The organism is Streptomyces sp. NPDC127084 (assembly GCF_042724175.1).
In the GTDB taxonomy this organism is placed as follows: domain Bacteria; phylum Actinomycetota; class Actinomycetes; order Streptomycetales; family Streptomycetaceae; genus Streptomyces.
Genome location: NZ_JBHXFA010000066.1, coordinates 1 through 13,785 on the forward strand (window position 1 = coordinate 1; position 13,785 = coordinate 13,785).

Sequence of the window (13,785 nt, forward strand, 5' to 3'; positions counted from 1 at the left end):
CCATCGTCCAAGCCATCCACACACTCATGACCTGCGACTATTCAGGATGAAAGAGGTTCAGTGACCAAGCCATCGGATCACGGCCACCGATCGGAAACGATGGACGGCTGTTACGCACCGGCGGACCCGCGCTCCCCCCGTCCTCGGTCGCGCCGCCCCCGCCCCCCGCCCGCGGCCCGGGGCCCGGGCCCGGGGGCCCCCCGAGGCCGGGATGGCCAGATGTCAGGCCTGGCGGCGCACCTCCACCACCCGGAAGCGGTTGGAGACGAACGCGCCGTCGCACAGCGCCGCGTTCGCCGCGGGGTTGCCGCCCGAGCCGTGGAAGTCGGAGAACGCCGCGGTCTGGTTCACATAGACGCCGCCGGTCAGGTTCAGCGAGAGCTGCGCGGACTCGTCCAGGCAGACCTCCTCGACAGCACGCTCGGTCTCGGCGGAGGTCGTGTACGCCCCGACCGTCATCGCACCCTTCTCGCGGACCGTGCGGCGCAGCAGGTCCACCGCGTCCGCGGCCGAGTCCACCGCCACGGCGAACGCCACAGGGCCGAAGCACTCCGACATGTAGGCGGCCTCGTCGTCGGGCTTGGCGCCGTCCAGCTTCACGAGCACCGGGGTACGCACCACGGCGTCGGGGAACTCGGGGTTGGTGACCGCGCGGGAGGCCAGGGCCACCTCGCCCAGACCGGCCGCCGCCTCGAGGCGGGCCTTCACATCGGGGTTGACCAGGGCGCCCAGCAGCGCGTTCGCCCGTGCGTCGTCACCGAGGAGACCGGACACGGCGGCGCTGAGGTCGGCGACCACCTCGTCGTACGTCTTGTCGCCCGCGTCCGTCGTGATGCCGTCCCGCGGGATCAGCAGATTCTGCGGGGTGGTGCACATCTGGCCGCTGTACAGCGACAGCGAGAAGGCCAGGTTGGAGAGCATGCCCTTGTAGTCGTCGGTGGAGTGGATGACGACCGTGTTGACACCGGCCTTCTCGGTGTAGACCTGGGCCTGGCGGGCGTTGGCCTCCAGCCAGTCACCGAACTCGGTGGAGCCGGTGTAGTCGATGATCCTGATCTCGGGCCGGACCGCCAGGGTCTTCGCGATCCCCTCGCCCGGACGCTCGGCGGCCAGCGCGATGAGGTTCGGGTCGAAGCCCGCCTCGCCGAGCACCTCGCGGGCGATGCGCACGGTGAGAGCCAGCGGGAGCACGGCACGGGGGTGCGGCTTGACCAGCACCGGGTTGCCCGTGGCCAGCGAGGCGAACAGGCCCGGGAAGCCGTTCCACGTCGGGAAGGTGTTGCAGCCGATCAGCAGCGAGATACCGCGCGGGGCGGCCGTGAACGACTTGCTCAGCTCCAGCGGGTCCCGCTTGCCCTGCGGCTTGGACCAGTCCGCCGCCGCGGGCGTGCGCGTCTGCTCCTCGTAGGCGTATGCCACCGCCTCAAGCCCGCGGTCCTGGGCGTGCGGGCCGCCCGCCTGGAACGCCATCATGAACGCCTGGCCGCTGGTGTGCATCACCGCGTGGGCGAACTCGTGGGTGCGGGCGCTGATCCGGGCCAGGATCTCGAGGCAGACCACGGCGCGGGTCTCGGGCCCGGCGGCACGCCAGGCGGCCATACCCGCGCGCATCGCCGGCAGCAGCACGTCGATGTCGGCATGCGGATACTCGATGCCCAGCTCGGGGCCGTAGGGCGAGACCTCGCCGCCCGTCCAGCCGTCGGTGCCGGGCTGGTCGAGCTCGAAGCGCTTGCCCAGCAGGGCCTGGTAGGCCGCGAGGCCGTCGGCCGCACCGGTCTCGCCGTATGCCTTGGGGTGCTCGGGGTGGGGCGACCAGTACGCCCGGGAGCGGATCGCCTCGAGAGCCTGGTCGAGCGTCGGCCGGTGGGTCTCGGTGAGCTGCATGGAAAGACCAACTCCTCGTCGAGCTGGGCAGGGAAACACGGACAGAGCTAGAGTAACCGAACGATCGGTCGGGACAAGGGGGTCCGCAGAACCTGTGGACAACTCGTAGGGGAGGATCACAGCCATGACCGCCATCGAGGCCGCTGCCGCAGGCGAAGCCGCGCTCACGGAATCCACGTCCACCCACATCACAGCCGGCGCTGCCGCCGCCGTCGCGCCCGACCGCACCGTGGCCGTCGTCGGCACCGGGACCATGGGCCAGGGCATCGCCCAGGTCGCGCTGGTCGCCGGCCACCGTGTCCGCCTCTACGACGCACTGCCCGGACGCGCGGGGGAGGCTGCGGACGCCATCGCCGCCCGCCTCGACCGGTTGGTCGCCAAGGGCCGTATGGATCCCGCGGCGCGGGACGAGGCGCGCGGGCGGCTGCACCCCGCCGCCGACCTCGGCGAGCTCGCTGACGCCGCGCTCGTCGTGGAGGCGGTGCTGGAACGTCTCGACGCCAAGCAGGAGCTGTTCACCGCCCTGGAGAAGACCGTCGCCGACGACTGCCTTCTCGCCACCAACACGTCGTCCCTGTCCGTCACGGCGATCGCGGGCGCCCTGCGCGTGCCCGGCCGCTTCGTCGGGCTGCACTTCTTCAACCCCGCCCCGCTGCTCCCCCTGGTCGAGGTCATCAGCGGGTTCGCCACCGATGAGCAGGCGGCCGTACGCGCGTACGAGACGGCGAAGGCCTGGGGCAAGACCCCGGTCCGCTGCGCCGACACCCCCGGTTTCATCGTCAACCGGGTGGCCCGTCCCTTCTACGCGGAGGCGCTGCGGATCCACGAGGAGCGCGGCGCGGACCCGGCGACGATCGACGCCGTCCTGCGGGAGTCGGGCGGCTTCAGGATGGGACCGTTCGAGCTCACCGATCTGATCGGCCAGGATGTGAACGAGGCCGTGACCCGCTCGGTCTGGGAGTCCTTCCACCAGGACCCGAAGTTCACCCCGTCGCTCGCCCAGCGGCGCCTGGTCGAGTCGCGGAGGCTCGGCCGCAAGACGGGCCAGGGCTGGTTCTCGTACGCGGAGGGCGCCACCCCGCCCGAGCCGCACACGGCGCCTCCCGCCGAAGCGCCCGGGGAGGTCACCGTCCTCGGTGACCTCGGGCCCGCGGAGCCGCTCGTCGGGCTGTTCGAGGACTCCGGGGTCACCGTCCGGCGCGAGTCGGGCGCCGGGTACATCGCGCTGCCGGGCGGCGCGCGGCTCTGCCTCGCGGACGGCAGGACCTCGGTCGAGTACGACGAGCACGAGATCGTCTACTTCGATCTGGCGCTCGACTACACGCGGGCGACCCGTATCGCGCTGTCGGCCGACCCGGATGCGGTCTCCTCCGAAAGCCTTCGGGAAGCGATCGGCCTGTTCCAGGCGGCAGGCAAGCAGGTGTCCGTGGTCGGCGACGTGCCGGGCATGATCGTCGCTCGTACGGTCGCGATGCTGGCGGACATCGCCGCGGACGCGGTGGCCAGGGGCGTCGCGTCGGAAGAGGACGTCGACATCGCGATGCGCCTCGGCGTGAACTACCCCGCCGGCCCCCTGGAGTGGGGCGCCGCGGTGGGCTTCCAGCGGATCCGCGGCCTGCTCGGCGAGCTGCACGCCCGCTATCCCACCGGCCGCTACGCGGCGTCCCCCGGGACGGTCCGGCGGGCCTACGGGGAGAATGGGCGGAAGCGGGAGCGTGGCGAGCACGCGAAGCACGCCGGGAGCGCCGAGAGCGGGGACAGCTGATGACCACGGCCAGACGGGACACCTACACCCCTGAGACCCTGCTCTCCGTCGCCGTCAGCGTCTTCAACGAACGCGGCTACGACGGCACCTCTATGGAGCACCTCTCCAAGGCCGCCGGGATCTCCAAGTCCTCGATATACCACCACGTCGCCGGCAAGGAGGAGCTCCTGCGCCGTGCGGTCAGCCGCGCGCTGGACGGGCTCTTCGGCATTCTGGGTGAGCCGGGGGCACAGGGCGGCCGGGCCATCGAGCGGGTCGAGCACGTGACCCGGCGCACCGTGGAGGTGCTGATGGCCGAGCTGCCCTATGTGACGCTGCTGCTGCGGGTGCGGGGCAACACCCAGACCGAGCGCTGGGCCATGGAGCGGCGCCGGGAGTTCGACCACAGGGTGGCCGACCTGCTCAAGGCAGCGGCGGCCGAGGGCGACCTGCGGGCCGATATGGACATGCGGCTGGCCACCCGGCTGCTCTTCGGCATGGTCAACTCCCTGGTGGAGTGGTACCGGCCGCAGGCGGGCACCGGCTACGACCGCGAGCAGGTGGCCGACGCCGTCGTACGGCTCGCCTTCGACGGGTTGCGGGCGGGGACGTAGCCCCTACCGCCGTGACCGGTCCGGGTCCAGGTCCGTTTCCTCGAAGACCAGCAGGGTGCGGGTGGAGAGCACCTCGGGGATCGACTGGAGCTTCGTCAGGACCAGCTCGCGCAGAGTGCGGTTGTCCGGCGTGTGGACCAGCAGCAGCACGTCGAAATCCCCGCTGACCAGCGCTATGTGCGCGGCCCCCGGCAGTTCCTGGAGCTGCTCGCGGACGGTGCGCCAGGAGTTCTGCACGATTTTGAGCGTGATGTAGGCGGACGCGCCGTGGCCCGCGCGTTCGTGGTTCACCCGGGCGCTGAAGCCGCGGATCACGCCGTCCTCGATGAGCCGGTTGATACGGGCGTACGCGTTGGCACGCGATACATGCACCCGTTCCGCCACGGAGCGGATCGACGCCCGTCCGTCCGTCTGGAGGATGCGGAGGATGTCCCGGTCGATCGCGTCGAGCGGGCGAGGCGGTGGGCCCGGTGCCGGAGTACCGGGCACCACTTCGAAATCCGTGTGGTCCTCGCCGTCGGCCATTTGTTCAGCCGCCATGTCCCCCCACCTCTCTGCTGTGGACGACCTGCTTCTATCCCAGGCTGTGGAGAACCGTTTGTCCACAGGCTGAAGGTGCCTGTAGCCAAAATGCGCCCACGACCGAACAATCGGTAGGTGAGGCGCCTCACACCGCGCGCCCTTTCTCGGGTCCTTATGCCCGCTCCCACGAGGAGGTGCTCGCGTTGAAAAAGAGCAGTATGACGGTCCAGGAGCGACCGGGTGCCGCCTACCAGCCCACCCCGCCTCCGGCGTGGCGGCCGCGTACCGACCCCGCGCCGCTGCTCCCGGACGCCGAGCCGTACCGGGTGCTCGGTACGGACGCGGTGGCCGGGGCCGACCCGCAGCTGCTGCTGCGGCTGTACGCCGAGCTGGTGCGCGGTCGCAGGTACAACGCGCAGGCGACCGCGCTCACCAAGCAGGGCAGGCTCGCGGTCTATCCGTCGACCACCGGCCAGGAGGCCTGCGAGATCGCGGCGGCGCTGGTCCTGGAGGAGCGGGACTGGCTCTTTCCCAGCTATCGCGACACCCTCGCGGCCGTCGCCCGCGGCCTCGACCCGGTCGAGGCCCTGACGCTGCTGCGCGGTGACTGGCACACCGGATACGACCCGCGGGAGCACCGCATCGCGCCGCTGTGCACCCCGCTCGCCACGCAGCTTCCGCACGCCGTGGGCCTGGCCCACGCGGCGCGCCTCAAGGGCGACGACGTCGTGGCGCTCGCCATGGTCGGCGACGGCGGTACCAGCGAGGGCGACTTCCACGAGGCGCTCAACTTCGCCGCCGTGTGGCAGGCCCCGGTCGTCTTCCTCGTGCAGAACAACGGCTTCGCCATCTCCGTGCCGCTCGCCAAGCAGACCGCGGCGCCTTCGCTCGCCCACAAGGCGGTCGGTTACGGGATGCCGGGGCGGCTGGTCGACGGAAACGACGCGGTCGCGGTGCACGAGGTGCTGTCGGAGGCGGTGGCGCGGGCCCGGCGCGGCGGTGGCCCGACCCTGGTCGAAGCGATCACCTACCGTATCGACGCCCACACCAACGCTGATGACGCCACCCGTTACCGGGCCGACGGCGAGGTCGAGGCCTGGCGCGAGCACGACCCGATTCTGCTGCTGGAGCGGGACCTGACCGCGCGGGGGCTGCTGGACGAGGAGACCGCCCAGGCGGCCCGGGACGCCGCGGAGACCATGGCCGCACGGCTGAGAGAACAAATGAACGCCGATCCGGTGCTGGACCCGATGGACCTGTTTACGCATGTCTACGCCGAGCAGACGAGCCAGCTGAGGGAGCAGGCGGCGCAGCTGCGGGCCGAGCTGGAGATGGAAGGCGGCGACGCGGCGCAGGGCGCGCACGGTGCGGAGGGCGAAGCACGATGAGCACGGCGACTGCCAGGCAGACCAAGCCCGCCACCATGGCGCAGGCACTCCAGCGTGCGATGCGCGACGCGATGGCGGAGGACCCGACGGTCCACGTGATGGGTGAGGACGTCGGCACACTCGGCGGGGTCTTCCGGGTCACCGACGGCCTCGCCAAGGAGTTCGGCGAGGAGCGCTGCACGGACACCCCGCTCGCCGAGGCCGGGATTCTCGGCACAGCGGTCGGTATGGCGATGTACGGACTGCGTCCGGTGGTGGAGATGCAGTTCGACGCCTTCGCGTACCCGGCCTTCGAGCAGCTGATCAGCCATGTCGCCCGGATGCGCAACCGCACCAGGGGCGCCATGCCGATGCCGATCACGGTACGTGTGCCCTACGGCGGCGGCATCGGTGGCGTCGAGCACCACAGCGACTCGTCCGAGGCGTATTACATGGCGACTCCGGGACTCCATGTCGTCACGCCCGCGACAGTCGAGGACGCTTACGGCCTGCTGCGGGCAGCCATCGCCTCGGACGATCCGGTCGTCTTCCTGGAGCCGAAGCGGCTCTACTGGTCGAAGGCCGACTGGTCACCCGAGGCGCCGGCCGCTGTGGAGCCCATCGGGCGCGCGTTGGTGCGCCGCCCGGGGCGCAGCGCGACACTCATCACCTACGGACCTTCGACGCCGGTCTGCATGGAGGCGGCGGAGGCGGCCCAGGCCGAGGGCTGGGACCTCGAAGTGGTCGATCTGCGGTCGCTGGTGCCCTTCGACGACGAGACGGTGTGCGCGTCCGTACGGCGCACCGGACGCGCGATCGTGGTCCATGAGTCCAGCGGCTTCGCCGGGCCTGGCGCCGAGATCGCGGCCCGGGTCACCGAGCGCTGCTTCCACCACCTTGAGGCGCCGGTGCTGAGGGTGGCCGGTTTTGACATTCCCTACCCGCCGCCGATGCTGGAACGACACCATCTGCCCGGAGTGGACCGCATCCTGGACGCCGTAGCCAGGTTGCAGTGGGAGGCGGAGAGCTGATGGCCCAGGTGCTCGAGTTCAAGCTGCCCGACCTCGGCGAGGGACTGACCGAGGCGGAGATCGTGCGCTGGCTGGTCGCGGTGGGCGATGTCGTCGCCATCGACCAGCCGGTCGTGGAGGTCGAGACGGCCAAGGCGATGGTGGAGGTGCCCTGCCCCTACGCGGGTGTGGTCACCGCGCGCTTCGGTGAGGAGGGCGCCGAGCTGCCGGTCGGGGCTCCGCTGCTGACGGTGGCGGTCGGCGCGGACCAGGCCCAGGCGGGCGGGTCCGGGCAGTCCGGCGCAGCGGCCTCCGCGGAGTCCGGGGCCGCCGCTGCCGCCGGAACCGAGACCTCCGGCAATGTCCTGGTCGGCTACGGGACAGGCGCCCCCGCCGCACGCCGCAGGCGCATCCGGCCGACGACGCTGTCGTCCGGGCCGGGGACAGGCGTCCATGGCGCGCGGTCCGGCCCAGGGTCGTCCTCGGGCCGGGTCCCGCACGACGACCAGCACGGTGGCGGGCACACCCTTCCGGAGCCCGTGTGGGACAGCGCGGTGGAGAGCCCCGCACCTGACGAGTTCGTCGGCGAGGAGCGTACCCCCGCGCCCGCGGCCCGTCCTGCCGGCACGGCCCGTACGGAGCCGAGGCCGGGTGCGGTCTTCGGCGTGCCGCACCACGAAGGACCCGTGGCGGTGATCTCGCCGCTGGTGCGGAAGCTGGCCAGGGAACACAGTGTCGATCTGCGGCAGCTCCACGGCTCGGGGCCCGACGGACTGATCCTGAGGGCCGATGTGGAGCACGCGGTACGAGCCCTCGCCGCGCCCCCCGCCCCGGCCGCGCCCCCCGCCCCGGCCGCGCCCCCCGCCGTGGCCGTGCCCCCCGCCGTGGCCGCCCCCGGCCATGCCGCCGTTCCGGAGACGGCGCCGGCCCGCACCTCCCGTGCCGCCGGCGTGGGCGGCGAGCGGATCCCGCTGCGCGGGGTACGGGGTGCCGTGGCGGAGAAGCTGTCCCGCAGCCGCCGGGAGATCCCGGACGCGACCTGCTGGGTCGACGCGGACGCGACCGAGCTGATGGCCGCGCGCAGGGCGATGAACGGCGCGGGCCAACCGAAGATCTCACTGCTGGCGCTGCTCGCCAGGATCTGCACGGCCGCGCTCGCCCGCTATCCCGAGCTGAACTCCACCGTGGACCTCGATGCCCGGGAGATCGTGCGGCTGCCCCAGGTGCACCTCGGCTTCGCCGCTCAGACCGAGCGCGGACTGGTCGTCCCCGTCGTACGGGACGCCCACGATCGCACGGCCGAGTCGCTCACCGAGGAGTTCGCCCGGCTGACGGAGACGGCCAGACGAGGCGCCCTCACGCCGGGGGACCTCACGGGCGGGACCTTCACGCTGAACAACTACGGGGTGTTCGGAGTGGACGGTTCCACGCCGATCATCAACCATCCGGAGGCGGCGATGCTCGGCGTCGGCCGTATCGTGCCCAAGCCCTGGGTGCACCAGGGCGAGCTCGCGGTCCGGCAGGTGGTCCAGCTCTCGCTGACCTTCGACCACCGGGTGTGCGATGGAGGCACCGCCGGCGGGTTCCTCCGATACGTGGCGGACTGCGTGGAGAACCCGGCGGTGCTGCTGCGCACCTTGTAGCGGTACCGACAGCCGCTCCGCGGCGCCTTGGGCGCCTCGGGCACGGCTGAGGCAGACCCCGCCTTTACCGGCAAGGGTGATCGCGGCCCATACTGCTGGAGTGACTGGCCATGAGGCGGGGACTGCCGGTGCCGCGGATACCGCGAGGCCCTGCTATGACGCGATCGTGCTCGCCGGGGGCGCCGCCGAGCGGCTCGGCGGCGCGGACAAACCCGGGGTGAGCATCGGCGGCCGGGCGCTGCTCGACCGTGTGCTCACCGCGTGCCGTGGGGCCGACCGGACCGTGGTCGTCGGCGCCCGCCGGGCCACCGTCCGGCCGGTGCGATGGGCACGGGAGACCCCACCGGGTGGTGGTCCGCTCGCCGCGCTGGACGCCGGGGTACGGCAGACCAGCGCGGAGACCGTGCTCGTGCTCGCCGCCGATCTGCCGTTCACCGGAGACGCGACCGTACGCCGGCTCATCGACGCCCTCGACCGCAGTGGGCGGGAAGCGGCGCTGCTCACCGACGGCGACGGCCGCGATCAACCGCTGGTCGCGGTCTACCGGACCGAGCCGCTACGCCGCGAACTCGCGCTCATCGCCACGGAGTACGGACATCTCTCCGGGCTGCCGCTGCGCCTGCTCACCCAGGAGCTGGAGTCGGAGCGGGTCGCAGCAGAACCCCTGGACTCCTTCGACTGCGACACCTGGGAGGACATCGCGGCGGCCAGGGCCCGTATCAGAGAGCATGGGCACGTGCTTGATGAATGGATCACCGCGGTCAAGGCCGAACTCGGCATCGAACTCGACGTCGACATCCGCGTTCTGCTCGACCTCGCGCGGGACGCCGCCCACGGAGTGGCCCGTCCCGCCGCGCCGCTCACCACGTTCCTGGTCGGCTACGCCGCTGCCAAGTCGGCTGGTGCGGATGCCGAGGCCGTCGCAGAGGCGGCCCGGAAGGCCGCGGCTCTCGCCGAGCGCTGGGCCGCCGAAACCGGGAGCACCGGTGGTTCCGGTGGCCCCGGTGATGCCGGTAGTGCTGGTGCGAAGGGCGAGGCGAGTAGCTGATGACCGTACGGAACCAAGCGGGGCTTGGCGACACGGGTGCGTTTGGTACGGGTTCCTTCGGAGGACTCCTGCTCGCCGCCCAGGAGATCGGTGATGTCCCCGAGCCAGGTGCGACCAGCAGGGACAGCGAGGCCGGAAGTCCTGGTGCGGTTGCTCCGGACGCTTCCGCTGAGGGTGCGCCATCCAGTGGGGTACACCCCGGGCGCGGTGAATACGAGACCTCCGCCGAGCCCGATGGCACCGACGGTGCCGATGCCGGCGCCGCGGATGACGACGACGGTTCCGAAGAGGCACTGGCGCTGGTGAGGGGGCACCGCGGCATTTCCGGGCACGGGAGTCCCTCCGGCGCGCGGCACCACGGCGTGCCCTGGCACGAGGCCCGTTCCCGCGCGGCCCGGGCAGGGCGGCGCTCCCGCATCGGAGCCCGGCAGGTGCCCCTCGACCAAGCCCTGGGCCAGGTGCTCGCCGAACCGCTGGCAGCACTCACCGATCTGCCGTCCTTCGACACCTCCGCCATGGACGGTTGGGCCATCTCCGGCCCCGGCCCTTGGAAGAGCCGGGCCGCGCGTCCCGCGAAGAACCAGCCCTCCGGCATCCTCGCCGGACACGGTGCCCCCGGGACCCTCGCCGACGGTGAGGCCGTACGGATCGCCACCGGAGCCCGGATCCCCGACGGGACCACCGCGGTGCTCCGCAGCGAGCACGCCCGTACCGATGCCGGCGGGAATCTGCACGCCCGCCACCAGGTGACCCATGGTCAGGACATCAGGCCACGCGGCCAGGAGTGCCGCTCCGGTGATGAACTCCTGCCCGAGGGCATGCCGGTGACCCCCGCCGTGCTCGGGCTTGCGGCAGCCGCCGGCTACGACCGGCTGCTCACCGTGTGCCCACCCCGGGTCCAGGTGCTCGTCATCGGCGATGAGCTGCTGTCCGACGGCCTGCCCCATGACGGCCTGATCCGCGATGCGCTGGGCCCGATGCTCGGCCCCTGGCTGCGGGCGCTCGGCGCGGAGACCCTCGGTACGCTCCGGGTCCGCGACGATGCCGACACCCTGTACCGGGCCGTGATGTCGTCCGACGCCGACGTCCTGGTCACCACGGGCGGGACGGCCGCGGGCCCTGTGGACCATGTGCACCCCGTGCTGCGCAGGGCGCGGGCGGAGCTGCTGGTGGACGGCGTGGCGGTACGCCCCGGCCATCCGATGCTGCTGGCGCGCCTTACCGCCGGGCGGGACGCGGGGGCGGGGGCGGAGAAGCGGGCAGACCGCTACCTGGTGGGCCTGCCAGGGAACCCGCTGGCCGCCGTGTCCGGTCTGGTCACGCTCGCCGAACCGCTGCTGCGGGCGATGTCAGGGCAGGAAGCCGTGCCGGGAGGGGCGACCCCGGTCCGTTCGTTCGCGCCTCTCGGTCACGAGGCGCAGGGGCATCCGGAGGACACCCGGCTGGTGCCGGTGGTCCGGCGGGGCGGGCGGGTCGTTCCACTGCGCTACCACGGTCCGGCCATGCTGCGGGGGATCGCCGCCGCACACGGCATCGCCGTCGTACCACCGGGCGGGGCGCGGGCAGGGGACGAGGTGGAGGTTCTGGAGCTTCCCTGGCCGCCTCCCCACGCGCCCAGCGCACCGGCCATGCCGACGATCGAGGGGCGTTTCACGTGAAACTTCCCGGCCAGGACCAGATGGCTCGGCAGGCGGACGAGCAGCTGGTCACGACGCGGGTCAGGATGCCCCGCCGGGTGGTCGAGCATCCGCTGCGGCAGGTGGGCAGGCGGCTGCTGCTCGCGTTGATAGTGATGGCGATCACAGTGCTGGTCGTCTGGCTCGACCGGGGCGGCTACCACGACAACGCCGACGAGAAGGTCACCTTCCTCGACTGCGTCTACTACGCCACCGTCACCCTCTCCACCACCGGCTACGGCGACATCGTCCCGTACAGCAACAGCGCACGGCTGGTGAACGTGCTCGTGGTGACGCCACTGCGCGTGCTTTTTCTGATCATCCTGGTCGGCACCACCCTTGAGGTCCTCACGGAGCGGACCCGGGAGGAATGGCGGCTGAATCGCTGGAGGCGCACCTTGCGGGACCACACCGTTGTCATCGGCTTCGGGACGAAGGGGCGTTCCGCCGTCCACACCCTGTGCGTCACGGGTCTGAAGAAGGAGCAGGTGGTCGTCATCGACCCCAGCTCCAAGGTCATCGAGGCGGCGAACCTGGACGGATTCGCCGGGGTCGTGGGCGACGCCACCCGGAGCGATGTGCTCCAGCGGGCAGAGCTCCACAAGGCACGCCAGATCATCATCTCCACCCAGCGGGACGACACCGCGGTGCTGGTCGCCCTGACCGCACGGCAGTTGAACCGCGGCGCGCGGATCGTCGCGACGGTGCGCGAGGAGGAGAACGCGCCTCTGCTGCGCCAGTCCGGGGCGGATGTGGTGATCACCAGCGCCAGCGCCGCCGGCCGGCTGCTCGGGCTCTCCGTGCTGAGTCCCAGCGCGGGCAGGGTGATGGAGGATCTGATCCAGCAGGGCAGCGGCCTCGACATCGGCGAGCGGCCGGTGACCAAGAGCGAGGTGGGCAAGAGCGTCCGGGAGACGGACGATCTGGTGATCAGTGTGCTGCGCGGGCACCGGCTGCTCGGCTACGACGATCCTCAGGCCAGCCCCCTGCAGTTGACGGACCGTCTGATCACCATCGCCCGGGTTACGGATAGGCGCACGCTGGGCGCCGTCGAGTAGGCGCCGGAGGGCTCCGGAGTAGCCTCGCGATCATGCATGCGATCACGATTCCCGAACCGGGTGGGCCCGAGGCGCTGGTCTGGGCGGAGGTGCCGGATCCGGAGCCTGGCGAGGGCGAGGTCCTCGTCGAGGTTGCCGCGAGCGCCGTCAACCGCGCGGACCTTCTGCAACGGCAGGGCTTCTACGACCCGCCCCCGGGCGCGTCCCCGTACCCCGGACTGGAGTGCTCGGGGCGCATCGCCGAGCTCGGGCCCGGTGTCACCGGCTGGAAGGTCGGCGATGAGGTATGCGCCCTGCTGTCCGGTGGTGGCTACGCGGAGAAGGCGGTCGTACCCGTCGGACAGCTGCTACCGGTGCCCGAGGGGGTGGACCTGATCACGGCGGCGGCACTGCCCGAAGTCGCCTGTACCGTCTGGTCGAATCTGTTCATGCTGGCCCACTTGCGGCCGGGGGAGACCCTGCTGGTGCACGGTGGGGCCAGCGGTATCGGCACCATGGCGATCCAGCTCGCCAAGGCGGTGGGCGCGAAGGTGGCGGTGACCGCGGGGAGTCAGGACAAGCTGCGCCGCTGTGCGGAGCTGGGCGCGGACATCCTGATCGACTACCGCGAGCAGGATTTCGTGGCGGAGCTCAGGGCTCAGACCGGGGGCACCGGTGCGGATGTCATCCTCGACATCATCGGCGCCAAGTACCTGGACCGCAACGTGCGGGCGCTGGCCGTGAACGGACGGCTCGCGGTGATCGGGCTACAGGGCGGTGTGAAGGGCGAGTTGAACATCGGGGCGCTGCTGGCCAAGCGTGCCGCGGTGATGGCGACCTCGCTGCGCGCCCGCCCGCTGCACGAGAAGACGGTGATCGTGGCGGCGGTAGCGGAGCATGTCTGGCCACTGCTGGCGGGCGGGACCGTACGCCCCGTGGTGGACCAGCACCTTCCGATGCCCGAGGCGCCGGCGGCGCACCGTGCGCTGGAGGAGGGTGTCCATGTGGGCAAGGTGGTTCTGGTGGTGCCGAAGACCTCCTGAACAGCCCTGATCAAGCCCTTGAACAGCCCCTGGGCAGCACCTGGACGGGTGTCTGAACGCGGCTTTTGACGGTGCTGAACGGGGGGGTTTGGGTGGGGGCCCCCCCCCGCGGGGGCCCCCCCCCCCCCCGCGCGGCGGCGCGGGGGCGGGGGGGAGAAAATAGACCCCCGCCCGACCCCCGGGGGTGGGGGGGGTGA

At 71.8% G+C, this 13,785-nt stretch carries 11 protein-coding genes; 9 read left to right on the top strand and 2 right to left on the bottom strand.

What is annotated here, in order from left to right; genetic code table 11:
* Nucleotides 1-222: 222 nt before the first annotated feature.
* The gene (gene paaN, locus ACFWI9_RS17245) at nucleotides 223-1,884 is read right to left on the bottom strand and encodes a phenylacetic acid degradation protein PaaN (protein WP_387162800.1); all 1,662 of its coding nucleotides are present in this window, start codon (nucleotides 1,882-1,884) and stop codon (nucleotides 223-225) included.
* A gap of 253 nt (nucleotides 1,885-2,137) precedes the next feature.
* Here paaN and ACFWI9_RS17250 point away from each other — a divergent pair, with 253 nt between their 5' ends.
* A complete protein-coding gene (locus ACFWI9_RS17250; protein ID WP_387162845.1) occupies nucleotides 2,138-3,649 on the top strand; it encodes a 3-hydroxyacyl-CoA dehydrogenase in 1,512 nt (503 codons plus the stop codon).
* Nucleotides 3,649-4,242 carry a TetR/AcrR family transcriptional regulator gene (locus ACFWI9_RS17255; protein WP_387162802.1) on the top strand — a complete coding sequence of 198 codons (594 nt, stop codon included), beginning with the start codon at nucleotides 3,649-3,651 and terminating at the stop codon, nucleotides 4,240-4,242. Before ACFWI9_RS17250 ends, ACFWI9_RS17255 begins: the two co-directional genes overlap by 1 nt.
* A 3-nt stretch (nucleotides 4,243-4,245) precedes the next feature.
* Here ACFWI9_RS17255 and ACFWI9_RS17260 read toward each other — a convergent pair whose 3' ends face one another.
* Nucleotides 4,246-4,767 carry an Lrp/AsnC family transcriptional regulator gene (locus ACFWI9_RS17260; protein WP_387162847.1) on the bottom strand — a complete coding sequence of 174 codons (522 nt, stop codon included), beginning with the start codon at nucleotides 4,765-4,767 and terminating at the stop codon, nucleotides 4,246-4,248.
* A 215-nt stretch (nucleotides 4,768-4,982) separates the two neighbouring features.
* Here ACFWI9_RS17260 and pdhA point away from each other — a divergent pair, with 215 nt between their 5' ends.
* The 7 genes from pdhA (at nucleotide 4,983) to ACFWI9_RS17295 (ending at nucleotide 13,588) form a co-directional block, all read left to right on the top strand.
* Complete coding sequence (gene pdhA, locus ACFWI9_RS17265; protein WP_387162849.1) at nucleotides 4,983-6,152, top strand: pyruvate dehydrogenase (acetyl-transferring) E1 component subunit alpha; 1,170 nt, start codon at nucleotides 4,983-4,985, stop codon at nucleotides 6,150-6,152.
* Nucleotides 6,149-7,162, top strand: coding sequence for an alpha-ketoacid dehydrogenase subunit beta (locus tag ACFWI9_RS17270; RefSeq protein WP_387162803.1), 1,014 nt, complete (start codon nucleotides 6,149-6,151; stop codon nucleotides 7,160-7,162). Before pdhA ends, ACFWI9_RS17270 begins: the two co-directional genes overlap by 4 nt.
* Nucleotides 7,162-8,784, top strand: coding sequence for a dihydrolipoamide acetyltransferase family protein (locus ACFWI9_RS17275; protein WP_387162806.1), 1,623 nt, complete (start codon nucleotides 7,162-7,164; stop codon nucleotides 8,782-8,784). Before ACFWI9_RS17270 ends, ACFWI9_RS17275 begins: the two co-directional genes overlap by 1 nt.
* A 100-nt stretch (nucleotides 8,785-8,884) precedes the next feature.
* Nucleotides 8,885-9,832 carry an NTP transferase domain-containing protein gene (locus ACFWI9_RS17280; protein ID WP_387162807.1) on the top strand — a complete coding sequence of 316 codons (948 nt, stop codon included), beginning with the start codon at nucleotides 8,885-8,887 and terminating at the stop codon, nucleotides 9,830-9,832.
* Entirely contained in the window at nucleotides 9,832-11,490 is a 1,659-nt protein-coding gene (locus ACFWI9_RS17285) for a molybdopterin molybdotransferase MoeA (RefSeq protein WP_387162809.1), read from the top strand. The genes ACFWI9_RS17280 and ACFWI9_RS17285 overlap by 1 nt, the downstream gene beginning before the upstream one ends.
* A 20-nt stretch (nucleotides 11,491-11,510) precedes the next feature.
* The gene (locus tag ACFWI9_RS17290) at nucleotides 11,511-12,566 is read left to right on the top strand and encodes a potassium channel family protein (RefSeq protein ID WP_387162851.1); all 1,056 of its coding nucleotides are present in this window, start codon (nucleotides 11,511-11,513) and stop codon (nucleotides 12,564-12,566) included.
* Between the two features lie 32 nt (nucleotides 12,567-12,598).
* Complete coding sequence (locus ACFWI9_RS17295) at nucleotides 12,599-13,588, top strand: NAD(P)H-quinone oxidoreductase (protein ID WP_387162812.1); 990 nt, start codon at nucleotides 12,599-12,601, stop codon at nucleotides 13,586-13,588.
* The last annotated feature ends 197 nt before the right edge of the window (nucleotides 13,589-13,785 follow it).

What these genes read in the sequence shown, in the direction of transcription:
- paaN (WP_387162800.1), bottom strand. Translation starts at nt 1,884, where the DNA reads ATGCAGCTCACCGAGACCCACCGGCCGACGCTCGACCAGGCTCTCGAG.
- ACFWI9_RS17250 (WP_387162845.1), top strand. Translation starts at nt 2,138, where the DNA reads ATGGGCCAGGGCATCGCCCAGGTCGCGCTGGTCGCCGGCCACCGTGTC.
- ACFWI9_RS17255 (WP_387162802.1), top strand. Translation starts at nt 3,649, where the DNA reads ATGACCACGGCCAGACGGGACACCTACACCCCTGAGACCCTGCTCTCC.
- ACFWI9_RS17260 (WP_387162847.1), bottom strand. Translation starts at nt 4,767, where the DNA reads ATGGCCGACGGCGAGGACCACACGGATTTCGAAGTGGTGCCCGGTACT.
- pdhA (WP_387162849.1), top strand. Translation starts at nt 4,983, where the DNA reads ATGACGGTCCAGGAGCGACCGGGTGCCGCCTACCAGCCCACCCCGCCT.
- ACFWI9_RS17270 (WP_387162803.1), top strand. Translation starts at nt 6,149, where the DNA reads ATGAGCACGGCGACTGCCAGGCAGACCAAGCCCGCCACCATGGCGCAG.
- ACFWI9_RS17275 (WP_387162806.1), top strand. Translation starts at nt 7,162, where the DNA reads ATGGCCCAGGTGCTCGAGTTCAAGCTGCCCGACCTCGGCGAGGGACTG.
- ACFWI9_RS17285 (WP_387162809.1), top strand. Translation starts at nt 9,832, where the DNA reads ATGACCGTACGGAACCAAGCGGGGCTTGGCGACACGGGTGCGTTTGGT.
- ACFWI9_RS17290 (WP_387162851.1), top strand. Translation starts at nt 11,511, where the DNA reads ATGGCTCGGCAGGCGGACGAGCAGCTGGTCACGACGCGGGTCAGGATG.
- ACFWI9_RS17295 (WP_387162812.1), top strand. Translation starts at nt 12,599, where the DNA reads ATGCATGCGATCACGATTCCCGAACCGGGTGGGCCCGAGGCGCTGGTC.